Annotated in this window: 18 protein-coding genes, 2 tRNA genes and 1 rRNA gene; 17 read left to right on the plus strand and 4 right to left on the minus strand. The window is 54.5% G+C overall.

What is annotated here, in order from left to right; translation table 11 throughout:
* The 7 genes from rrf to yjfF form a co-directional block, all read left to right on the plus strand.
* A 5S ribosomal RNA gene (rrf, locus tag EYY67_RS20595) occupies positions 1–105 on the plus strand; the annotation flags it as partial.
* A 102-nt stretch (positions 106–207) separates the two neighbouring features.
* Positions 208–284: transfer RNA gene (locus EYY67_RS20600), tRNA-Asp, on the plus strand.
* Positions 285–337: 53 nt separating this feature from the next.
* A tRNA-Trp gene (locus EYY67_RS20605) sits at positions 338–413 on the plus strand.
* Between the two features lie 403 nt (positions 414–816).
* Positions 817–1,773 carry a galactofuranose ABC transporter, galactofuranose-binding protein YtfQ gene (gene ytfQ / locus EYY67_RS20610; protein ID WP_015699160.1) on the plus strand — a complete coding sequence of 319 codons (957 nt, stop codon included), beginning with the start codon at positions 817–819 and terminating at the stop codon, positions 1,771–1,773.
* A 110-nt stretch (positions 1,774–1,883) separates the two neighbouring features.
* The gene (gene ytfR, locus EYY67_RS20615) at positions 1,884–3,365 is read left to right on the plus strand and encodes a galactofuranose ABC transporter, ATP-binding protein YtfR (RefSeq protein WP_195818196.1); all 1,482 of its coding nucleotides are present in this window, start codon (positions 1,884–1,886) and stop codon (positions 3,363–3,365) included.
* Between the two features lie 10 nt (positions 3,366–3,375).
* Positions 3,376–4,395: a galactofuranose ABC transporter, ATP-binding protein YtfT gene (gene ytfT, locus EYY67_RS20620; protein WP_119822807.1), complete on the plus strand. Its 1,020-nt coding sequence runs from the start codon at positions 3,376–3,378 to the stop codon at positions 4,393–4,395.
* Positions 4,395–5,381: a galactofuranose ABC transporter, permease protein YjfF gene (yjfF, locus tag EYY67_RS20625; RefSeq protein WP_119822806.1), complete on the plus strand. Its 987-nt coding sequence runs from the start codon at positions 4,395–4,397 to the stop codon at positions 5,379–5,381. Before ytfT ends, yjfF begins: the two co-directional genes overlap by 1 nt.
* Positions 5,382–5,392: 11 nt before the next feature.
* Here yjfF and hdfR read toward each other — a convergent pair whose 3' ends face one another.
* Positions 5,393–6,217 carry an HTH-type transcriptional regulator HdfR gene (gene hdfR, locus EYY67_RS20630; RefSeq protein ID WP_119822805.1) on the minus strand — a complete coding sequence of 275 codons (825 nt, stop codon included), beginning with the start codon at positions 6,215–6,217 and terminating at the stop codon, positions 5,393–5,395.
* A gap of 118 nt (positions 6,218–6,335) precedes the next feature.
* Between hdfR and EYY67_RS20635 the strand changes: the two genes are divergently transcribed.
* On the plus strand, positions 6,336–6,674 hold the full coding sequence (locus EYY67_RS20635; RefSeq protein WP_095924170.1) for a MaoP family protein: 339 nt from the start codon (positions 6,336–6,338) through the stop codon (positions 6,672–6,674).
* A gap of 25 nt (positions 6,675–6,699) precedes the next feature.
* Here the strand turns inward: EYY67_RS20635 and EYY67_RS20640 are convergent, their stop codons facing one another.
* Positions 6,700–8,235: a YifB family Mg chelatase-like AAA ATPase gene (locus EYY67_RS20640; protein ID WP_095924171.1), complete on the minus strand. Its 1,536-nt coding sequence runs from the start codon at positions 8,233–8,235 to the stop codon at positions 6,700–6,702.
* A gap of 366 nt (positions 8,236–8,601) precedes the next feature.
* Here EYY67_RS20640 and EYY67_RS20645 point away from each other — a divergent pair, with 366 nt between their 5' ends.
* The 7 genes from EYY67_RS20645 (at position 8,602) to ilvA (ending at position 16,678) form a co-directional block, all read left to right on the plus strand.
* Positions 8,602–9,840, plus strand: a complete 1,239-nt coding sequence (locus tag EYY67_RS20645; RefSeq protein WP_131694292.1) for an MFS transporter — start codon at positions 8,602–8,604, stop codon at positions 9,838–9,840.
* A gap of 132 nt (positions 9,841–9,972) precedes the next feature.
* The gene (gene ilvL / locus EYY67_RS20650) at positions 9,973–10,074 is read left to right on the plus strand and encodes an ilv operon leader peptide (protein WP_015699153.1); all 102 of its coding nucleotides are present in this window, start codon (positions 9,973–9,975) and stop codon (positions 10,072–10,074) included.
* Between the two features lie 147 nt (positions 10,075–10,221).
* Positions 10,222–11,868, plus strand: a complete 1,647-nt coding sequence (gene ilvG / locus EYY67_RS20655) for an acetolactate synthase 2 catalytic subunit (protein WP_131694293.1) — start codon at positions 10,222–10,224, stop codon at positions 11,866–11,868.
* The gene (gene ilvM, locus EYY67_RS20660) at positions 11,865–12,128 is read left to right on the plus strand and encodes an acetolactate synthase 2 small subunit (RefSeq protein WP_013577547.1); all 264 of its coding nucleotides are present in this window, start codon (positions 11,865–11,867) and stop codon (positions 12,126–12,128) included. The genes ilvG and ilvM overlap by 4 nt, the downstream gene beginning before the upstream one ends.
* A 16-nt stretch (positions 12,129–12,144) precedes the next feature.
* The gene (locus EYY67_RS20665; RefSeq protein ID WP_095924174.1) at positions 12,145–13,074 is read left to right on the plus strand and encodes a branched-chain amino acid transaminase; all 930 of its coding nucleotides are present in this window, start codon (positions 12,145–12,147) and stop codon (positions 13,072–13,074) included.
* Positions 13,075–13,277: 203 nt separating this feature from the next.
* Positions 13,278–15,128, plus strand: coding sequence for a dihydroxy-acid dehydratase (ilvD, locus tag EYY67_RS20670; RefSeq protein ID WP_095925244.1), 1,851 nt, complete (start codon positions 13,278–13,280; stop codon positions 15,126–15,128).
* 5 nt (positions 15,129–15,133) lie between these two features.
* A complete protein-coding gene (gene ilvA / locus EYY67_RS20675; protein ID WP_095924176.1) occupies positions 15,134–16,678 on the plus strand; it encodes a threonine ammonia-lyase, biosynthetic in 1,545 nt (514 codons plus the stop codon).
* A gap of 50 nt (positions 16,679–16,728) precedes the next feature.
* On the opposite strand, the gene ilvY is transcribed toward ilvA, so the two are convergent.
* The gene (ilvY, locus tag EYY67_RS20680) at positions 16,729–17,610 is read right to left on the minus strand and encodes an HTH-type transcriptional activator IlvY (protein WP_131694294.1); all 882 of its coding nucleotides are present in this window, start codon (positions 17,608–17,610) and stop codon (positions 16,729–16,731) included.
* A 186-nt stretch (positions 17,611–17,796) separates the two neighbouring features.
* Here ilvY and ilvC point away from each other — a divergent pair, with 186 nt between their 5' ends.
* A complete protein-coding gene (gene ilvC / locus EYY67_RS20685; protein WP_056772344.1) occupies positions 17,797–19,272 on the plus strand; it encodes a ketol-acid reductoisomerase in 1,476 nt (491 codons plus the stop codon).
* A 268-nt stretch (positions 19,273–19,540) separates the two neighbouring features.
* Here the strand turns inward: ilvC and ppiC are convergent, their stop codons facing one another.
* Positions 19,541–19,822 (minus strand): peptidylprolyl isomerase PpiC, encoded by a 282-nt coding sequence (ppiC, locus tag EYY67_RS20690; RefSeq protein ID WP_015690589.1) that lies wholly within the window; start codon positions 19,820–19,822, stop codon positions 19,541–19,543.
* A 175-nt stretch (positions 19,823–19,997) separates the two neighbouring features.
* On the opposite strand from ppiC, the gene rep reads away from it, so the two are divergent.
* Positions 19,998–22,022, plus strand: coding sequence for a DNA helicase Rep (gene rep / locus EYY67_RS20695; RefSeq protein ID WP_119822799.1), 2,025 nt, complete (start codon positions 19,998–20,000; stop codon positions 22,020–22,022).
* The last annotated feature ends 37 nt before the right edge of the window (positions 22,023–22,059 follow it).

Below are 22,059 nucleotides of genomic sequence, written 5' to 3' on the forward strand. Positions count from 1 at the left end.
TAGCGCGGTGGTCCCACCTGACCCCATGCCGAACTCAGAAGTGAAACGCCGTAGCGCCGATGGTAGTGTGGGGTCTCCCCATGCGAGAGTAGGGAACTGCCAGGCATCAATTTTTATAATAAAGAACGTGTTCCTTTTCCCCTGACAAGGAAAATAACAGGAACAAACATGTATCAGACGCTTTCTGATGTATGTGAAAGAACCGGTGGAGCGGTAGTTCAGTTGGTTAGAATACCTGCCTGTCACGCAGGGGGTCGCGGGTTCGAGCCCCGTCCGTTCCGCCACTTATTAAAAATTATGCCTGCTAAATTAGCAGGCATAATAGTAAGCGTAATTTAGGGGCGTAGCTCAGTTGGTAGAGCACCGGTCTCCAAAACCGGGTGTCGCGAGTTCGAGTCTCTCCGCCCCTGCCATATTGAAACCCTTCGCGAAAGCGAGGGGTTTTTTTTCGTCTTAATTTTGTGAAATCTCCTCCCTCTTCTTATCCTCTTGCCTTTAATACAATCCGTCAGCGATTTCTTGCACCCTTTACGCTCAATTTCCCCTCTTTTACGGGTTATTTTTGGTCATGTTTTGGCTGAATACATGCACTAATTGATTGTTCTCCCCGTATGTGACCTCGCTCATGCTCGCTTTTTCCCAATGTACTAAACCTAATCATCGTCTTATGACGACTACCAGTTCCCGGCACTCTTGTTTTTGTCCTTTTTACGGCCTCAGGTCGTAGCGGATGAGGGCATATGTCGGGTGAATGTCCTGGCCGTACCCTACGGGTCATAACAAAAAGTAGCTCAGACTACACGCGAGGAAAGAGACATGTACAAACGCTTATTTGTGGCAGCAGCAGTAGCAACAGTACTTTGTGGCGCAGCTCAGGCGGCTCCGCTGGTTGTTGGTTTTTCGCAGATCGGCTCTGAGTCTGGGTGGCGTTCTGCGGAAACAAAAGTATCTAAATCAGAAGCGGAAAAACGTGGCATTACACTGAAAATTGCCGATGCTCAGCAAAAACAAGAGAACCAAATCAAAGCGATACGTTCATTCATCGCGCAAGGTGTTGATGCCATATTCATCGCGCCTGTTGTGGCAACCGGCTGGGCACCTGTACTGACGGAAGCGAAAGAAGCCAAGATCCCGGTATTTCTGTTAGACCGCACCATTGAGGTCAGTGATCCCTCCCTGTATACCGCAGCAGTAGCCTCGGACAGCGTTTATGAAGGTAAAGTGGCAGGTGACTGGCTGGTCAAAGAGTCTGCGGGAAAACCTTGTAATGTTGTCGAATTGCAGGGAACCGTCGGTGCCAGCGTCGCGTTAAACCGTAAACAAGGTTTTGCCGATGCCCTGAAAGCTGCGCCAAACGTCAAAATTATCCGTTCCCAATCCGGTGACTTCACCCGCAGTAAAGGGAAAGAAGTGATGGAAAGCTTCATCAAGGCAGAGCAAAACGGCAAAAATATTTGTGCCGTTTACGCGCATAACGACGACATGGCGATTGGTGCCATTCAGGCCATCAAAGAAGCCGGCCTGAAGCCGGGCTCGCAAATCAAAATCGTCTCTATCGACGGTGTTCCTGATATCTACAAAGCTATGCTGGCGGGTGAAGCGAATGCTTCTGTCGAGCTGACGCCTAACATGGCTGGACCTGCATTTGATGCGCTGATTGCGATGAAAAAGGACGGTACTCAACCGAAGAAATTCATTCAGACTCAATCCGCGTTGATCCTGCCGGACATGGCTCAGAAAGAATATGACATGAAGAAAAACATGGGTTATTAAGCCGGTTTACCGGCTTGTCTCACGGGCAAGCCGGTAAAAATTATTCCCTTTTCGCCTGTGGCGAATGCAGCAGGAGTAGTGACGTGACGGATAATCCTGGTTCAGAAACGCTGCTTGAAGTTCGCGGCCTGTCAGTAGAATTCCCCGGCGTGAAGGCGCTGGAAAATGTCGACTTTACCCTCGAACGCGGTGAAATTGTTGCCCTTTTAGGTGAGAACGGCGCCGGTAAGTCCACAATGATTAAAGCCCTCACCGGTGTCTATAAACGCTCAGCAGGCCAGGTATTCCTCAACGGCCAGCCCATCGAGCCTGTCAATACCGCTGATGCCCAGTCGCTGGGGATTGGTACGGTCTATCAGGAAGTTAACCTCCTGCCGAATATTTCCGTTGCTGCTAACCTGTTCATCGGGCGCGAACCTACCCGCTTCGGTCTGGTCAATCAGCGCAAGATGGAACAACAGGCTGACGCGCTTCTGGAGGGGTATGGCCTGCATCTGGATGTCAGTCAGCCACTTTCAGCCTACTCCATTGCAATCCAGCAAATCGTGGCGATCGCCCGCGCCGTCGATCTTTCTGCCCAGGTCTTAATCCTTGATGAGCCGACGGCCAGTCTGGATGCCAAAGAAGTCAGCATGTTGCTCGATATTCTGGTTCAGCTGCGTGATAAAGGTGTGGGGATGATTTTCGTCACCCATTTCCTCGATCAGGTTTATCGGATCAGTGACCGGATCACCGTTTTGCGAAACGGTAAGCGCGTCGGGTCAGAACGGACAGTGGATTTACCACGTATCGATCTTGTCCCCATGATGCTGGGTCACAGTTTTGATGAAAGCCTGCTTAAACGCACGGAACACCGAAATGTGACGGGTGAGCCGTTAGTGGATTTCAAAGACTATGGCCGTCGCGGCGTGGTCGAACATTTTGATCTGAAAGTCAGGCGCGGCGAAATTGTCGGTCTGGCCGGCCTGCTCGGATCCGGACGGACAGAAACCGCTCAGCTGATTTTCGGCATTAAAGGCCATGACAGCGGCAATGCGCGGGTGGATGGCAAAGAGGAAACCATCAGTACGCCGAGAAAGGCGGCGAAACTGGGGTTTGGGTATTGCCCGGAAGATCGTAAAACCGATGGCATTATCGGCGCAGCCACGGTGCGGGAAAACATCATTCTTGCCTTACAGGCTCAGCGCGGCTGGTTGCGTCCGTTGCCAATGAAAGAACAGCATCAGATCGCTGAAAAGTTTATCAAACTCCTGGGCATTCGTACGCCCGGCACTGAGCAGGAAATTCAGTATCTTTCCGGCGGTAACCAGCAAAAAGTGTTGCTGTCCCGCTGGCTGGCAACCAATCCGCGCTTTCTCATACTCGATGAGCCTACCCGTGGGATTGACGTCGGTGCCCACGCAGAAATTATTCGTCTGATAGAAAAACTGTGCGATGAGGGGCTGGCGTTACTGGTTATTTCCTCTGAGCTGGAAGAACTCTCCGGTTATGCCGATCGCATTGTCGTCCTTCGCGACCGTCGTCATGTTGCCGAAATCGAGCAGGCTGATATCTCCGTGCCAGCCATTATGAAAGCCATTGCGGCGCAATGAGGAGATAGCGATGAACAACAGGAGTCTGCAAATGACGGGAAAACCGCGCAAAGTAAGATGGGTATTTCCCAAAGGTGCCACGCAAATTGGGGCTTTCGTCGCCATATTAATCATCGACAGTCTGGTCGCACCGGGCTTTTTCTCTATCCACATTCAGGATGGCCGCCTGTTTGGCAGCCTGGTTGATATTTTTAACCGTGGCGCGCCGGTTGCCTTACTGGCTCTCGGGATGACGTTGGTGATCGCCACCGGCGGTATCGACCTTTCCGTTGGCGCAGTCATGGCGATTGCCGGTGCGACGGCTGCGACTATGACCGTGCAGGGCTATCCGCTGATCATGGTGCTGCTCGCCTCGGTCGGCGTTGGTGCTGTCTGTGGTTTGTGGAATGGCTTTCTGGTGGCGGTTCTGCAAATTCAGCCGATTGTCGCCACGTTGATGCTGATGGTCGCCGGACGCGGCATTGCACAGCTGATTACAGAGGGACAAATCGTCACCTTTGAACATAACGGTTTATCGCAGTTCGGCAGCGGCTCTCTGTTCTATCTGCCGATGCCGGTGATTATCGCGATCGTCATGCTGATTGTGGTCTGGGCGCTGACGCGGAAAACGGCGCTCGGTCTTTTTATCGAATCAGTGGGCATCAACATCCGTTCTGCGTATAACGCCGGGGTAAACGCCCGTTTAGTGCTGATATCCACGTATGTGATTTGCGGCATTTGTGCGGCGGTGGCGGGCGTTATCGTGACGGCTGATATCCGGGGCGCAGATGCCAATAACGCCGGGCTATGGCTGGAACTCGACGCCATTCTGGCGGTGGTCATCGGTGGCGGTTCCCTGTTAGGCGGACGCTTTAACCTGCTTCTTTCGGTTGTGGGTGCGCTGATCATTCAGGGTATGAATACCGGCATCCTGCTCTCCGGCTTCAAACCGGAATTCAACCTGGTGCTGAAAGCGCTGGTGGTGCTGGCCGTACTGGTCGTTCAGTCGCCCCGTGTCTCGCTCAGTAATCTGTTCCGGAGGAAGGGATAATGCTTAAAAGAAATCTGCCGCTGCTGATTACTATCGTGGTGTTTCTGGCGGGATATGCCTATTGCTTCACCCAGTTTCCGGGGTTTGCATCCACCCGCGTCTTTTTTGATTTGCTGACTGATAACGCTTTTCTGGGCATTGTCGCTGTCGGTATGACCTTCGTGATCCTCTCCGGCGGTATCGACCTTTCCGTCGGCTCGGTTATCGCCTTTACCGGGGTATTGCTGGCAAAACTGATCGGGGCCTACGGTATAGCGCCGGGATATGCGTTTGTCATTGTGCTGCTGATGGGGGCCACGTTTGGTGCCCTGATGGGGTGGATCATTGATACGCTGAAACTGCCTGCTTTCATTATCACGCTGGCGGGGATGTTCTTCGTGCGGGGGATGAGTTTTATCGTCTCGGAAGAGTCGTTGCCGATTAACCATCCGGTTTACGATTTCCTCGCTAATTATGCCTGGAAAATGCCGGGAGGAGGCCGTTTCACCTTACTGGCTCTGGTGATGCTGCTGGTGGTGTTTGGCGGAATTATTCTGGCGCACCGGACGCGATTCGGTAACAACGTCTATGCCGTCGGCGGAAGCAATGTGTCGGCTGCGCTGATGGGGGTGCCCGTCCGTCGTACCACGATTTATATCTACATGCTGTCGAGTACGCTGGCCGTGCTGTCTGGCATTATTTTCTCGCTCTACACCTCGGCAGGTTATGCGCTAGCAGCGAGCGGCGTGGAACTCGATGCCATCGCGTCTGTCGTTATTGGCGGAACACTGCTGAGTGGCGGCGTAGGCACGGTGTTAGGCAGTTTGTTTGGCGTGCTGATCCAGGGGCTGATTCAGACCTACATCACCTTCGACGGCACACTCAGTTCGTGGTGGACCAAAATCGTGATGGGTATTTTGTTGTTTATCTTCATCGGATTACAAAAAGGCATGGGCACGTTCTGGACCGCCAGAAGAGCGCGCCATCCGCGGCCTGAACCGTCCTGAGGCCGGACGGTTCAGAGATTAGTGATCAGCGGCGTTTTGAGTAACTGACGGATCAGAACCTGCTGATCGCTGGTTTGCAGCCAGACGGCGTACAACGGCCGGATCACCGGTGGCACATCCTCATGTGCCGCAAGTTGCGGATATTCTTTTGCCCAGTGCGCGGGCAGGAAGGCGCAGCCGCCGGTATTTTCCAGCAACTGACGGGTCAGATGCGCGGAGGTCGTGGTCAGTACCGGTTCCTGATCGCTGTTTTGCAGTTTTTCCTGCTGCGGAAAATCGGCACCCCATTCCAGCTTCACATAGGGCGGATGTTCCCCTCTGGCGGTTTTCTGCGATGAGAAAAGTCGTAACGAGAAATTACCCAGCAACTGACTCGACAGTTCATCCATCTTCGGCGGTTCAGTGGTGATCAGTAAATCCAGTTGTCTTTCATGCAATTGTTTCACCAGCGACTGACGAAGGGCGATGCGCGCTTCCAGTCTTAGTGTGCCGCGCTGAGTGTACAAAGACTGCATCCACGGCGTCAGATAGGCTTCCCACAGCGACGCCGTGGCGCCAATGGACAATTCTGTGTGCTGTAACGAGCGTAGAACCTCTTTTTTCGCCATCTGCCACGTCGACATCAGATTCTCTGCATAAGGCAGCAGACGTTCTCCTGCGGGCGTTAAGCGGATGTTATTGCGATGCCGTGTGAATAAATTGGCGCCAAGTTGGGTTTCCAGTTGTCGGATACGAAAGCTGACAGCGGATTGCGTCAGATAAAGGGATTCCGCCGCCCGACCAAAGTGGCGAGTTCTACTGACCTCCAAAAAGGTTTTCAGTAATTCCGTGTCCAAAACTATCTCCAATATTTTTTGTCGTTAAGATTTAAATGTTTTGTTTTACACAATGTCAAGCCTAACTAATACTCCGCGCCATAACAGCACGACCATGAGAGAATTAGGAGCGTGTCAGATGGCGGAAAGCTTCACCACGACAAATCGTTTTTTTGATAATAAACATTACCCTCGCGGGTTCTCCCGGCATGGCGATTTCACCATTAAAGAAGCGCAAATGCTAGAACGTTACGGCTTTGCTTTTAACGAGCTGGATCTGGGAAAACGTGAGCCCGTTACCGACGAAGAAAAGCTGTTCCTGGAGGTTTGCCGCGGTACACGCGAACCTGTAACAGATGCAGAAAAAGTGTGGAACAAATACATTGTCCGCACGCGTCGTCCGAAGAAATTCCACACGCTGTCTGGCGGTAAACCGCAGGCTGACGCTGTAGAAGACTACACGGAAAGCGATGACTAATGAAACGGGGCGTTGCCCCGTTTTTTTACGCCAGATTCTTATGTAACGTTAACAATAGCCTATCCATGCTGCGATAGCTCAGTGCCTCTGCAATATGCCGTCTTTCAATCGATTCTGCGCCCCCTAAATCCGCCAGTGTTCTCGCGACTTTCAGAATGCGGTGCCAGGCTCTGACCGACAATCCCAGTTTTTGCAGTACCTCCTCCAGAAATTGCGCATCCCCCGGCGTCAACACACACCAGCGTTCAACTTCACTGCTGCTCAGATGGGCGTTGATTTTCCCCGCCCGTGCTACCTGCCTTTCTCTGGCGAGCAATACCCGCTCCCGTACCTGCGCACTGTTTTCCCTGATGGCAGGGGAATGATGTTGCTGGCTCAGAATACCCGGCGGCAACAGCGGGACTTCAATGGATAAGTCAAAGCGATCGAGAAACGGGCCGGAAAGCCGGCTCAGATACCGCAAAACCTGTTGCGGCGGCGTACGGTTATGCACGCCCTGATAGTGTCCGGTCGGGCTGGGATTCATCGCTGCGATCAGTTGCGCTCTGGCCGGATAGCGCACTTTCGCGCGGGCGCGGGAAATGGTGATTTCGCCGGATTCCATAGGCTGGCGCAGGGCATCCAGAACCTGCCGCTGAAATTCAGGAAGCTCGTCGAGAAACAACACGCCGTTATGTGCCAGCGAAATCTCCCCCGGCCTTGGCAGCGAGCCACCCCCGACCAGCGCACTCATTGACGTGCTGTGATGCGGCGCGCGGAAAGGGCGGACGCGGGAGAATTCACCGTCCTCCTCCGGGTTATACACCAGACTGGCGATGGCCGCGGTTTCCAGCTTTTCCTCGTTACTCAGCGGTGGCAGCAATCCCGGCAACCGGCTGGCCAGCATGGTTTTGCCTGTGCCCGGCGGACCGATCAGCAATAAATTATGTCCCCCTGCTGCCGCGACCTCCAGTGCGCGTTTTGACTGTTCCTGACCAATGATATCGGCGAGGTCGGGTTGACGCGCGGGTTCAGGCGGATGAGCGGGGAATTCAATGGGCGGCAGATTATCTTCGCCCTGCAAAAAGGCGCAGACCTGCAACAAATGCCCGGCGACCCGCGCAACACCGGGATCCAGCAACGTCATTTCCATCTGATTATTTTGCGGCAGGATCAGCACCCTGCCTTCTTTTTGCGCTTCCAGTGCCGCCGGAATGGCGCCATTGACGCTGCGCAGGGCACCGGAAAGCCCGAGTTCACCCAGAAACTCGTACTCCTCCAGCTTATCGCCCTGAAGCTGCTCTGAGGCCACCAGAATCGCCAGCGCGATAGACAAATCATACCGGCCGCCCTCCTTGGGTAAATCCGCAGGCGCCAGGTTGACGGTGATACGTTTTGCCGGAAAGGTGAACCCGCAGTTGATGATGGCGCTGCGTACCCTGTCCCGGGCTTCCTTGACGGTGGTTTCCGGCAAACCGACCAGCGTCAGCGCCGGTAACCCGTTGCTGATATGCACTTCGACCGAGACGCCGGGCGCCTGAACACCCAGAGAGGCGCGGGTATACACCACGGCTAATGACATGCTTTTTCCTTTGCTGTGAAATCTCCTGACGGCAGCATGCCTGAGGCCGAAGCCCCTGCGGGAAGAAGTTTGTCGGAATGCGTAATGCCGTGGAAAAATAATCTGTAAGTCAGCGGGTTAACCTGAAAAGTTACGAGAAGCCTCGCACAGACCGCAATACTCCCTAACAGTTTGAGGTCTCTGGAAACAAATTAGCGGGCTAATTAAGTTGCCGGTCATAGCGGCAGCGGTGTTTAATCTGGGTGTATTTAACAATAAATAAACAAATACAAAACACCGATTAACATCTCTCTGCCTGACCGGGAATTTTCCGGAATGCCCCGGTCAGTGCACTGCCTACAGCGATTCCGGAATAGGGACTTACCCATGTTTGGTTGGACTTCCCGGCAGCGTAACGTTGCCATCGCCAGCTTTCTGAGCTGGACCCTCGATGCCTTTGATTTTTTCGTTCTGGTCTTTCTGCTCAGTGATATCGCCACTGCTTTTCAGGTGGATATCAAACAGGTCACGCTGGCGATCCTGCTGACGCTGGCCGTGCGGCCAATAGGCGCGCTGTTGTTTGGTCGTGCGGCGGAAAAGTACGGACGCAAGCCGGTGCTGATGGTCAATATCGCGCTGTTTTCTTTCTTCGAGCTCTGTACTGCGGCGGCACCTTCACTGACTGTTTTCCTGATCCTGCGTGTGATTTACGGCATTGCGATGGGCGGCGTCTGGGGCGTGGCGTCTTCTCTGGCGATGGAAACCATTCCTGACCGCTCACGCGGCATGATGTCAGGGATTTTCCAGGCGGGTTATCCGTTTGGTTATCTGCTGGCGGCGGTGGTGTACGGTTTACTGTTTGATGTGGTTGGCTGGCGCGGCATGTTTGTGATTGGCGCTGTGCCGGTTTTCCTGCTGCCGTTTATCTGGTTCAAAGTGCAGGAATCGCCGGTCTGGCTGGCAGCGCGGGAACGCAACGAAAGCACCGCGCTGATGCCGGTGCTGAAGAAAAACTGGAAGCTGTGTATTTATCTGGTGGTGCTGATGGCGGGCTTCAACTTCTTCAGTCACGGCACGCAGGATCTCTATCCGACATTCCTGAAAGTTCAGCACGGTTTCGATGCACATACCGTCAGTTTAATCGCCATAAGCTACAACATCGCATCAATTATCGGCGGGATCTTCTTCGGTTCACTGTCGGAGAAAATTGGCCGTAAGAAGGCGATTATTATTGCCGCGCTGCTTTCGCTGCCGGTCATTCCTTTATGGGCATTTTCCGGCGGTTCGTGGATGCTGGGGCTGGGGGCGTTTCTGATGCAGTTTATGGTGCAGGGCGCCTGGGGCGTGGTGCCGACTTATCTGACCGAACTGGTGCCCGCCAACACCCGCGCGGTTCTGCCGGGGTTTGTGTATCAGCTGGGTAATCTCATCGCATCCGTCAATGCGACGCTTCAGGCTTCCATTGCTGAAAGCCACGGACACAATTACGGACTGGCGATGGCAATCGTCGCCGGTACTGTCGCCATCCTGATTTCTGTTCTGGTGGCGTTTGGCCGGGATACGCGCGGAAAAGCCATTGCCGGAGCAATAAATAATCAAACGGCAGATCACCGCGCTAAGGTTTGATTTTTCAGATGATTTTTCGTGGATTTTGCAATGCGCTGCAAATAATAACGTAATAAAAGTGTTGTCATTAGACGTCCTACTGTGATAACTCTGTAGGCAATCGTTCGCAATATGAATTTTAGAAACCGAAAAATGAAAGCCCTTCTCCTCGTAGTTAGCCTAGTCGTGATTAGCGTGGTGGTGATTATTATCCCACCGTGCGGGGCTGCACTTGGACGAAGAAAGGCTTATTAAACAAGCCTGAACCTGAAAAGAAACCCCGCACCGAAAGGTCCGGGGTTTTTTTTTGGGTCAGGAATTTCAGAGAACAGTGAAGCGGGGTCGGAAAATGAGCAACAGCATAATATTCTGCACTTGTCGCAAAAAGGCAGGAGAATAAAGATGAACGGAGCACAATGGGTAGTACAAGCGTTGCGTGCGCAGGGTGTAAATACAGTATTTGGTTATCCTGGCGGGGCAATCATGCCGGTATACGATGCACTGTATGACGGCGGCGTGGAACACCTGTTGTGCCGGCATGAGCAGGGCGCTGCAATGGCTGCCATCGGCTATGCCCGTTCTACCGGAAAAGTCGGCGTTTGTATCGCCACCTCCGGCCCCGGCGCGACCAACCTGATCACCGGTCTGGCCGACGCGCTGTTAGATTCCGTTCCGCTGATTGCCATCACCGGTCAGGTCGGTTCTGCTTTCATCGGCACCGATGCTTTCCAGGAAATCGACGTTTTAGGGCTGTCTCTGGCCTGCACCAAACACAGCTTCCTGGTCGAATCGCTGGAAACACTGCCGGAAATTATGGCGGAAGCCTTTGCCATCGCCAGCTCCGGCCGTCCTGGCCCGGTTCTGATCGACATCCCGAAAGATATCCAGCTGGCCGTCGGCGAATTACCGCCGCATCTGGTCGCGGTAGAAGAAACGTTCCCGCATCCGGCCGCTGAACTGCAACAAGCCCGCGCGATGATTGCCGCCGCGAAAAAGCCGATGGTTTACGTCGGTGGTGGTGTCGGTATCGCGCAGGCGGTTCCTGCATTACGTGAGTTTATTTCTGCGACAGGTATGCCCGCGGTAGCCACGCTGAAAGGACTGGGCGCGCCGGATGCCAGCGACCCGTGCTATCTGGGTATGCTGGGCATGCATGGCACCAAAGCGGCGAATCTGGCCGTTCAGTCTTGTGATTTACTGATTGCCGTCGGTGCGCGCTTCGATGACCGCGTGACCGGCAAGCTGAATACCTTCGCGCCAGACGCGGCCGTTATCCATATGGATATCGACCCGGCTGAACTGAATAAATTACGTCAGGCACACGTGGCATTACAGGGTGATTTGAATACGCTGTTACCGGCGCTGCACCAGTCACTGAACATCAACGCATGGCGTGATGAAGTGATGACCCTGAAAGCGCAGGGCGAATGGCGTTACGACCATCCGGGCGAAGCGATTTATGCGCCGCTGTTACTGAAACAAATCTCCGACCGTAAATCTGCCAGCACCGTGGTGACCACCGACGTCGGCCAGCATCAGATGTGGACCGCGCAACACATGCAGTTCACCCGTCCGGAAAACTTCATCACTTCCAGCGGACTGGGCACTATGGGCTTTGGCGTTCCGGCTGCTGTCGGCGCACAGGTTGCCCGTCCCGACGACATGGTGATCTGCGTTTCTGGTGATGGTTCATTCATGATGAACGTTCAGGAACTGGGCACCATCAAGCGAAAACAGTTGCCCGTCAAAATCCTGTTGCTGGATAACCAGCGGTTAGGGATGGTACGACAGTGGCAGGAATTGTTCTTCGACGGACGCTTCAGTGAAACCAACCTCTCCGATAACCCCGATTTTGTCACGCTGGCCAGCGCCTTCAATATCCCCGGCCAACGTATCCACCGTAAAGATCAAGTCGATGCCGCTCTGGACGCCTTCTTCAACAGCGAAGGTCCGTATTTGCTTCAGGTTTCCATCGACGAAAATGAGAATGTCTGGCCGCTGGTTCCACCGGGCGCAGGCAACGAAACCATGCTGGAGAAAATGTCATGATGCAACATAACGTCTCAATTCAGGCCCGTTTCCGCCCCGAAATGTTGGAGCGCGTATTACGCGTTGTCCGTCACCGTGGTTTTCAGGTGTGCGCGATGAACATGACGCCGATGGTTAATGCGGAAAACATAAATATCGAATTGACCGTTGCCAGTCAGCGGCCGGTAGATTTACTGTCTTCACAGTTACGCAAACTTATGGATGTCGCTTGTGTCGAGATCCAGCAACACACATCACAACAAATACGCGCGAATGCGTGAGTAAAGGAACGAGAGAATGACGAAGAAAGCTGATTACATTTGGTTCAATGGCGAGATGGTTCCGTGGGCAGAAGCGAAAGTCCACGTCATGTCACACGCATTGCATTACGGCACTTCCGTATTCGAAGGCGTGCGCTGCTACGACTCCCACAAAGGCCCGGTCGTATTCCGTCACCGTGAACACATGCAGCGTCTGCGCGATTCCGCAAAAATCTACCGTATGCCGGTTTCTCAGAGCGTGGATGAGCTGATGGAAGCTTGCCGCGAGACGCTGCGCAAAAACAATCTGGTCAGCGCGTATATTCGTCCGCTGGTGTTTGTCGGCGATGTGGGTATGGGCGTTAACCCGCCGGATGGCTACAAAACTGATGTGATCATCGCCGCCTTCCCGTGGGGCGCGTATCTGGGTGAAGAAGCGCTGGAACAGGGCATCGACGCGATGGTGTCTTCCTGGAACCGCGTTGCCGCCAACACCATTCCAACGGCCGCGAAAGCCGGGGGTAACTACCTTTCCTCATTGCTGGTCGGCAGCGAAGCGCGCCGTCACGGTTATCAGGAAGGTATCGCGCTGGACGTTCACGGTTATGTGTCTGAAGGCGCAGGCGAAAACCTGTTTGAAGTGAAAGAGGGCATTCTGTTTACGCCGCCATTTACCTCTTCAGCCCTGCCAGGTATCACCCGTGACGCTATTATTAAACTGGCGAAAGACATGGGTCTGGAAGTGCGCGAACAAGTTCTGTCCCGCGAATCCCTGTATCTGGCCGACGAAGTCTTCATGTCCGGTACTGCCGCAGAAATCACACCAGTTCGCAGCGTCGACGGCATTCAGGTCGGCATTGGCAAGCGTGGCCCGGTCACCAAACAAATTCAGGATGCTTTCTTCGGCCTGTTCACCGGCAAAACCGAAGATAAATGGGGTTGGCTGGATCCAATCAACCCACAATAATTACCCGTCATCCTTCAGGCTGCTTCTGCGTTGGCTGCCTTTATTCACCCCGGTCACTTACCTGAGTAAGCTCCCGGGGATTCATTCAGTTGCCGCCTTGCTGCAACCCGAATGATTTAGGGTAATGATGAGGATAAATTAGACATTCAGCAGGTAGCGATATCGCTGCCTGCTAAACAGAAATGATTTGGAGTGAACAGAGCATGCCTAAGTACCGTTCCCACACCACGACGCACGGCCGTAACATGGCTGGCGCCCGCGCATTATGGCGCGCCACCGGCATGACCGATAACGATTTCGGTAAGCCTATTATTGCTGTCGTTAACTCATTTACCCAGTTCGTGCCGGGTCACGTGCATCTGCGCGATCTGGGTAAGCTGGTTGCCGAACAAATCGAAGCGTCTGGCGGCGTGGCGAAAGAATTCAACACCATCGCCGTGGATGACGGGATCGCCATGGGTCATGGCGGCATGCTGTATTCACTGCCTTCTCGCGAGCTGATCGCAGACTCCGTGGAATACATGGTGAACGCGCACTGCGCAGACGCCATGGTGTGTATCTCCAACTGCGACAAGATCACCCCGGGAATGCTGATGGCGTCACTGCGCCTGAATATTCCGGTGATCTTCGTGTCCGGCGGCCCGATGGAAGCCGGTAAAACCAAACTGTCTGACAAAATCATCAAACTCGACCTGGTCGATGCGATGATTCAGGGCGCAAACCCGAACGTCAGCGATGCCGACAGCGAACAAATCGAGCGTTCTGCCTGTCCGACCTGCGGTTCCTGTTCCGGTATGTTTACCGCCAACTCCATGAACTGTCTGACCGAAGCGCTGGGTTTGTCTCAGCCGGGCAACGGTTCATTGCTGGCAACCCACGCCGACCGCCGCGACCTGTTCCTCAATGCCGGTCGCCGTATCGTTGAGCTGACCAAACGTTATTACGAAAAAGACGATGAAAGCGCATTGCCGCGCAACATCGCCAGCAAAGCCGCATTCGAAAACGCCATGATCCTGGATATCGCGATGGGCGGCTCGACTAACACCGTTCTGCACCTGCTGGCTGCCGCGCAGGAAGGCGAAATCGACTTCGACATGACCGACATCGACCGTCTGTCCCGCAAAGTGCCACACCTGTGTAAAGTCGCGCCAAGCACCCAGAAATATCACATGGAAGACGTGCACCGTGCCGGTGGCGTTCTGGCCATTTTGGGCGAACTGGATCGCGCGAATCTCCTGAACCGCGACGTGAAAAACATTCTCGGCCTGACCCTGAACCAGACGCTGGATCAGTACGACATCATGCTGACCAAAGACGAAGCGGTGAAAAAAATGTTCCGCGCCGGTCCGGCGGGTATCCGTACCACCCAGGCATTTTCACAGGATTGCCGCTGGGACACGCTCGATGATGACCGCGCCGAAGGCTGTATCCGTTCTCTGGAACATGCGTTCAGCAAAGACGGCGGTCTGGCCGTGCTTTACGGCAACATCGCCGAAGCGGGCAGTATCGTTAAAACCGCCGGCGTGGATGAATCCAACCTGACGTTCCGGGGTCCGGCCAAAGTGTACGAAAGCCAGGACAGCGCCGTTGAAGCGATTCTCGGCGGCAAAGTGGTTTCCGGCGATGTCGTGGTGATCCGCTACGAAGGGCCGAAAGGCGGGCCGGGCATGCAGGAAATGCTCTATCCGACCACGTACCTGAAATCCATGGGTCTGGGCAAAGAGTGTGCGCTGATCACCGACGGCCGTTTCTCCGGCGGTACCTCCGGTCTGTCCATCGGCCACGTTTCTCCGGAAGCGGGCAGCGGCGGCCTGATTGCGCTGGTGCAGGATGGCGACATCATCGACATCGACATTCCAAACCGCAGCATGGTGCTGGACGTGCCTGCGGCGGAACTGGCAGCGCGTCACGAAGCCGAACTGGCGCGTGGTGATAAAGCCTGGACGCCGAAAAATCGCGAACGTGTGGTCTCCCTTGCGCTGCGTGCTTACGCATTGCTGGCAACCAGCGCGGACAAAGGCGCAGTACGCGACAAGTCTAAGCTGGGAGGCTGACAGACATGGCGGTATCACAACCTCTACCCGACCAGCCGTGCGGCGCAGAATATCTGCGTGCCGTGCTGCGTGCGCCGGTTTATGAAGTCGCTCAGGTGACGCCTTTGCAGGTCATGGAAAAGATCTCTTCCCGGCTGGGTAACACCATTCTGGTGAAAAGGGAGGACCGCCAGGCTGTCCACAGTTTTAAACTGCGCGGGGCGTATTCGATGATCGCCAGCCTGACCGAAGACGAGGCCGCACGCGGCGTCGTCACGGCGTCAGCGGGAAACCACGCGCAGGGCGTCGCATTGTCGGCCACCAAAAAAGGCATCAAATCGCTGATTGTGATGCCGGTGGCGACAGCCGATATCAAAGTCGATGCGGTGCGTAATTTTGGCGGCGAAGTTTTACTGCATGGCGCGAATTTCGATGAGGCGAAAGCCAAAGCGATCACGTTGTCGCAGGAACAGGGCATGACGTTTGTGCCCCCGTTCGACCATCCGGCGGTGATCGCCGGACAGGGCACGCTGGCGATGGAACTGCTGCAACAGGATGCGCATCTCGATCGCGTATTCGTACCCGTCGGTGGCGGTGGTCTGGCAGCCGGTGTGGCGGTGCTGATCAAACAGCTGATGCCGCAGATTCAGGTGATCGGCGTCGAAGCCGAAGATTCTGCCTGCCTGCGCGCGGCAATGGACGCCGGTGAACCGGTGGATCTGGCGCGTGTCGGGTTGTTTGCCGAAGGCGTGGCGGTGAAACGTATCGGCAACGAAACCTTCCGTCTGTGCCGTGAATATCTGGATGATGTGATCACCGTCGACAGCGATTCCATTTGTGCGGCAGTGAAAGATTTGTTCGAGGATGTGCGCGCAATTGCTGAGCCTTCCGGTGCGCTGGCGCTGGCGGGGCTGAAAAAATACGTGCAGCAGCACAACATCCAGGGCGAACGTCTGGCGCATGTGCTTTCCGGCGCGAACGTGAATTTCCACGGCCTGCGTTATGTGTCAGAACGCTGCGAGCTGGGCGAGCAACGCGAAGCACTGCTGGCGGTGACCATTCCTGAGCGTAAAGGCAGCTTCCTGAAATTCTGTCAGCTGCTGGGCGGCCGTTCGGTGACGGAGTTTAACTACCGTTATGCCGATGCGGACAACGCCTGCATATTTGTCGGCGTGCGTCTGACGCGCGGGCATGCCGAGCGTCAGGAAATCATCGCTGAACTGAACCATGACGGTTATCAGGTTGTGGATTTGTCCGACGATGAAATGGCAAAACTTCATGTGCGTTACATGGTGGGCGGGCGTCCGACTAAGCCTCTGCACGAGCGGCTTTACAGCTTTGAATTCCCGGAATCGCCGGGCGCATTGCTGAAATTCCTGCACACGCTGGGCACGCACTGGAATATTTCGCTGTTCCATTACCGCAGCCACGGCACCGATTTTGGTCGTGTGCTGGCGGCGTTTGAGCTGAACGAAGAAGAGCCGGAGTTCGAGCAGAACCTGTCGGCGCTGGGCTATGACTGTCACAACGAAAGTGATAATCCGGCGTTCCGCTTCTTCCTGGCGGGCTGATAAGACAAACGGGACCCTGAAAAGCGTCCCGTTTTTTATTGCCTGAAAACTCAGAGTAACTGCCAGAACGCGTCGATCAGCGGCTCGTTCAGACGTTTTTTCTGCACGCAGACGCCCAGCTCCAGCGGCGCGCCGAGCGTGACGTTATCCAGAACAGAAATACGGTTGCGTACCGGCTCCGGACTGTTATCGACCACCACCGACGGAATAAGCGCGATCCCGCAACCGAGCGCGACCATCGACACAATGGCTTCGTGGCCGGACACCGTGGCGTAAATCAGCGGATTGCTCAGGCGGTTACGTTTGAACCAGATGTCGATACGTTTTCGCGCCGGGCCGTGTTCCGGCAGGATAAACGGAATTTGTGACCAGTCCGGATGTGGCTCGCTGACTTGCGTACGCACCGCGCAAGGCAGCGAAGGGGAAATCAGGATCATCGGGATTTCGCCGATCTGCGTGAAATCGACGCTGCCCGGTAAACTTTCCGGACGACCGGCAATCGCCAGATCCGCTTCAGTGGACTGGACTTTTCCAACCGCATCCGCGGCGTCGCCGGTGGTCAGTTTGATTTCGACCAGCGGATGCTGCGCACGGAAACGGTCAAGGATCGGCGGTAAATGGCTGTAGGCGGCGGTGACTGAGCAGAACAGGTGCAGTTCGCCGCTCAGCGTCGGGCCATGCTGATCCAGCCCGCTGCGCAGTTGCTGGTAATGCAGCAGCGTCTGCTGGGCAAAGTTTTTGAGTTGTTCGCCTGCACTGGTCAGCTGCACCGTGCGGTTATCACGCTGAAACAACGGCTGGCCGAGTTCTTCTTCAAGCCGCTGGATCTGGCGCGACAACGTGGACGGGCTGACATGCATCGCCTTCGACGAACGGCCAAAATGGCGGCTTTCCGCCAGATGTAAAAACAGTTTCAGATCTCGTAAGTCCATAACGGCTATCCAGCTTTTGAGTTTCACAGGAAACAAACGAAGTATATTGCAGAATCTGCAACGTCATCTTCGTAATATATCAATTTAAGCAATGTGTCGCATGACATATAGTGAATTCACGGCGTTCACCGGCTCACCGGTGAAACAAAAAATAACAGCACTTACCTCGATAGAACGGAGCAAGACATGGCTAACTATTTCAACACACTGAACCTGCGTCAGCAGCTGGCACAACTGGGCAAATGCCGCTTCATGGGTCGCGATGAATTCGCGGACGAAGCCAGCTACCTCAAAGGTAAAAAAGTGGTGATTGTAGGCTGTGGCGCACAGGGCCTGAACCAGGGTCTGAACATGCGTGATTCCGGTCTGGATGTGTCCTACACCCTGCGTGCAGAAGCGATTGCTGAGAAGCGTGCTTCATGGCGTAAAGCGACCGAAAACGGCTTTAAAGTCGGCACCTACGAAGAACTGATCCCGCAGGCTGATCTGGTGGTTAACCTGACGCCAGACAAACAGCACAGCGCGGTGGTAAAAGCGGTTCAGCCTCTGATGAAAGACGGCGCAACCCTGGGTTATTCCCACGGCTTCAACATCGTTGAAGTGGGCGAGCAAATCCGTAAAGACATCACCGTAGTCATGGTTGCCCCGAAATGTCCGGGTACCGAAGTGCGTGAAGAATACAAACGCGGTTTCGGTGTACCAACACTGATCGCGGTTCACCCGGAAAACGACCCGAAAGGCGAAGGCATGGCGATTGCCAAAGCCTGGGCAGCAGCCACCGGCGGTCACCGTGCGGGCGTTCTGCAGTCTTCCTTCGTGGCTGAAGTAAAATCTGACCTGATGGGCGAACAGACTATCCTGTGCGGTATGTTGCAGGCCGGTTCTCTGCTGTGCTTCGACAAACTGGTTGCTGACGGCGTTGATGAAGCCTACGCAGAAAAACTGCTGCAATTCGGCTGGGAAACCATCACCGAAGCGCTGAAACAAGGCGGCATCACGCTGATGATGGATCGTCTGTCCAACCCGGCGAAACTGCGTGCTTATGCGCTGTCCGAACAACTGAAAGAGATCATGGCGCCACTGTTCCAGAAACACATGGACGACATTATCTCCGGCGAATTCTCCAGCGGCATGATGGCTGACTGGGCGAACGACGACAAAAACCTGCTGACCTGGCGTGAAGAAACGGGCGCAACCGCGTTCGAAAACGCACCACAGTTCGACGGTAAAATTTCCGAGCAGGAATACTTCGACCACGGCGTTGTGATGATTGCGATGGTGAAAGCGGGCGTTGAGCTGGCCTTCGAAACCATGGTGGCGTCCGGCATCATCGAAGAATCGGCTTACTACGAATCACTGCATGAACTGCCGCTGATCGCCAACACCGTTGCGCGTAAGCGTCTGTACGAAATGAACGTGGTTATCTCTGATACCGCTGAATACGGTAACTACCTGTTCGCTAACGCTGCCGTACCGTTGCTGAAAGAGTTCATGACCACGCTGCAGGCAGGCGATCTGGGCAAATCAGTGGCTGAAACGCAGGTTGATAACGCGCAACTGCGCGACGTTAACGAAGCAATCCGCAATCATCCAATCGAGTCAATCGGCCGCACTCTGCGTGGCTATATGACCGATATGAAGCGTATCGCCGTCGCAAGCTGATCCCCTTCATACTTCAAGTTACAGATGCGTTGGCTGCGTTCGGTCACCCGAATCACTTACTTGAGTAAGCTCATCGGGATTAATGAGCCTCGTCCCTGAGGCTCACCCTGCGGGCCAGCGCGAGCGCTGTTCAAATCGGTTCCCGACCGATTTGTCATTCACTTGCCGCCTTCCTGTAACCCGAATTATTCGGGGCTCCGGGAGATACAAAAAAGGGCACTGCATGAAAATGCGGTGCCCTTTCTTTTGGTTCTGGCAGAAGCAGAACTTAGTTGCGGTACAAAATCTTGATGATGTGGTAACCGAACTGAGTGTGCAGCGGGCCTTGTGGCTCGATCAGTGGTGCAGAGAAAACCACTTTATCGAAAGCCGGCACCATTGCGCCTTGCTTGAATTCACCTAAATGGCCGCCTTTCTTACCTGACGGGCAGGTAGAATGCTTCTTAGCCAGTTTCTCAAAATCGCCACCGTTCTTCAGTTGTTCCAGAAGATCAAGCGCCTGTGCTTCTTCCTTTACCAGGATGTGCATTGCTGCGGCAGTTTTTGCCATGATAAGACCTTTTTTGCGAGAGTGTTTCCAGACGCGTAATGTAACATCTGAAACGGCGCGGGGGGAATCCGGCCTGCGTTCCGGGATAAGAAATTGCGCTGTAAAGCCAGTCAATCTCAGCCGACGTTTCTGCTACAATCGCCGTCCTTGTCCATCAGGTGAGCAAAAATACGCCATGCGATTAAACCCCAGCCAACAAAACGCCGTCGAATTCGTCACCGGACCCTGCCTGGTTCTGGCGGGGGCTGGCTCCGGCAAAACCAGGGTAATTACCAATAAAATCGCACACCTGATCCGTGAATGTGGCTATCAGGCACGCCACATCGCGGCGGTAACTTTTACCAATAAAGCCGCGCGCGAAATGAAAGAGCGTGTCGCGCAAACCCTGGGCCGCAAAGAAGCACGGGGCTTGCTGATCGCCACATTTCATACGCTTGGGCTGGAAATCATCAAACGTGAATTTGCCGCGCTGGGGATGAAATCCAATTTTTCCTTATTCGATGATCAGGACCAGCTGGCGCTGCTGAAAGAGCTGAGTGAAAAATGGCTCGAGAACGATAAGACATTGTTGCAGCAGCTGGTGTCGACGATCTCAAACTGGAAAAACGATCTGGTTGATCCTTCCCAGGCTGCCGGTCTGGCGCGATCAGAGCGCGATCAAATCTTCGCGCACTGCTACAGCCTTTATCACGACCATATGCGCGCCTGTAATATTCTCGATTTCGATGACCTGATCCTGTTGCCGACGCTGTTGCTGCAAAGCAATGAAGAAGTGCGCGAACGCTGGCAGAACAAGCTGCGCTATCTGCTGGTGGATGAATATCAGGACACCAACACCAGCCAGTACATGATGGTGAAACTGCTGGTCGGCAACCGCGCGCGTTTTACCGTGGTGGGGGACGATGACCAGTCCATTTACTCATGGCGCGGGGCGCGGCCGCAAAACCTGGTGCTGCTGAAAGAAGATTTTCCGCAGTTGCAGGTCATCAAGCTTGAACAGAATTACCGTTCCTCGCAGCGTATTCTGAAAGCGGCCAATATTCTGATCGCCAATAACCCGCACGTGTTCGAGAAGCGTCTTTTCTCTGAACTGGGATATGGTGAAACGCTGAAAGTGGTGACGGCCAACAATGATGATCACGAAGCTGAACGTGTGGTCGGTGAACTGATTGCCCATCACTTCATCAATAAAACCGCTTATGGCGATTATGCGATTTTATATCGCGGTAACCACCAGTCCCGCCTGTTTGAAAAAATGCTGATGCAGAACCGCATCCCGTACCGCATTTCCGGCGGCACCTCGTTCTTCTCACGTCCGGAAATCAAAGACCTGCTGGCTTATCTGCGTGTGCTGACTAACCCGGATGATGACAGCGCCTTCCTGCGCATCGTAAATACGCCGCGTCGTGAAATCGGGGCGGCCACGTTACAAAAGCTGGGCGAGTGGGCGAATCAGCGCAACAAAGGGCTGTTCAAAGCCAGTTTTGATATGGGGCTGGGGCAGTATCTGACCGGGCGCGGACTGGAATCCCTGCAACGTTTCACGCACTGGATGGGGTCTGTTTCTGAGCTGGCCGAACGCGAGCCTGTCGCCGCAGTGCGGGATTTGATCCACGGCATCGACTACGAAAGCTGGTTATTCGAAACCTCGCCCAGCCCGAAAGCGGCAGAGATGCGCATGAAAAACGTCAATCAGCTGTTCAGCTGGATGACGGAAATGCTGGAAGGCACCGATCTGGATGAGCCGATGACGCTCACTCAGGTGGTCACGCGCTTTACCTTGCGCGACATGATGGAGCGCGGCGAGAACGACGAAGAGTTGGATCAGGTTCAGCTGATGACCCTGCACGCCTCCAAGGGGCTGGAATTCCCTTATGTGTATCTGGTTGGCATGGAAGAAGGTCTGTTGCCGCATCAGAGCAGCATCGATGAAGACAACGTGGATGAAGAGCGACGTCTGGCGTATGTGGGCATTACCCGTGCACAGAAAGAGCTGACATTTACTCTTTGCCGCGAGCGTCGTCAGTACGGTGAACTGATCCGCCCCGAACCGAGCCGGTTTCTGCTGGAATTGCCTCAGGACGATCTGGCCTGGGAAAGCGAACGGAAAGTGGTCAGCGCCGAAGAACGCATGGTGAAAGGCCAAAGCCATCTGGAGAAAATCCGCGAGCAACTGGCAAAAGCCAGGGGCGGCAATTAGCCAAAAGCCACTGAACATGAGCTATAAAAAAGCAGAG

This window comes from Rahnella victoriana, assembly GCF_004330295.1.
GTDB classification, from domain to species: Bacteria; Pseudomonadota; Gammaproteobacteria; order Enterobacterales; family Enterobacteriaceae; genus Rahnella; species Rahnella victoriana.

Bases quoted from the DNA above. Each gene is read 5' to 3' on its own strand.
- ytfQ (WP_015699160.1), top strand. From the start codon at position 817: ATGTACAAACGCTTATTTGTGGCAGCAGCAGTAGCAACAGTACTTTGT.
- ytfT (WP_119822807.1), top strand. From the start codon at position 3,376: ATGAACAACAGGAGTCTGCAAATGACGGGAAAACCGCGCAAAGTAAGA.
- yjfF (WP_119822806.1), top strand. From the start codon at position 4,395: ATGCTTAAAAGAAATCTGCCGCTGCTGATTACTATCGTGGTGTTTCTG.
- EYY67_RS20635 (WP_095924170.1), top strand. From the start codon at position 6,336: ATGGCGGAAAGCTTCACCACGACAAATCGTTTTTTTGATAATAAACAT.
- EYY67_RS20640 (WP_095924171.1), bottom strand. From the start codon at position 8,235: ATGTCATTAGCCGTGGTGTATACCCGCGCCTCTCTGGGTGTTCAGGCG.
- EYY67_RS20645 (WP_131694292.1), top strand. From the start codon at position 8,602: ATGTTTGGTTGGACTTCCCGGCAGCGTAACGTTGCCATCGCCAGCTTT.
- ilvL (WP_015699153.1), top strand. From the start codon at position 9,973: ATGAAAGCCCTTCTCCTCGTAGTTAGCCTAGTCGTGATTAGCGTGGTG.
- ilvG (WP_131694293.1), top strand. From the start codon at position 10,222: ATGAACGGAGCACAATGGGTAGTACAAGCGTTGCGTGCGCAGGGTGTA.
- ilvM (WP_013577547.1), top strand. From the start codon at position 11,865: ATGATGCAACATAACGTCTCAATTCAGGCCCGTTTCCGCCCCGAAATG.
- EYY67_RS20665 (WP_095924174.1), top strand. From the start codon at position 12,145: ATGACGAAGAAAGCTGATTACATTTGGTTCAATGGCGAGATGGTTCCG.
- ilvD (WP_095925244.1), top strand. From the start codon at position 13,278: ATGCCTAAGTACCGTTCCCACACCACGACGCACGGCCGTAACATGGCT.
- ilvA (WP_095924176.1), top strand. From the start codon at position 15,134: ATGGCGGTATCACAACCTCTACCCGACCAGCCGTGCGGCGCAGAATAT.
- ilvY (WP_131694294.1), bottom strand. From the start codon at position 17,610: ATGGACTTACGAGATCTGAAACTGTTTTTACATCTGGCGGAAAGCCGC.
- ilvC (WP_056772344.1), top strand. From the start codon at position 17,797: ATGGCTAACTATTTCAACACACTGAACCTGCGTCAGCAGCTGGCACAA.
- ppiC (WP_015690589.1), bottom strand. From the start codon at position 19,822: ATGGCAAAAACTGCCGCAGCAATGCACATCCTGGTAAAGGAAGAAGCA.
- rep (WP_119822799.1), top strand. From the start codon at position 19,998: ATGCGATTAAACCCCAGCCAACAAAACGCCGTCGAATTCGTCACCGGA.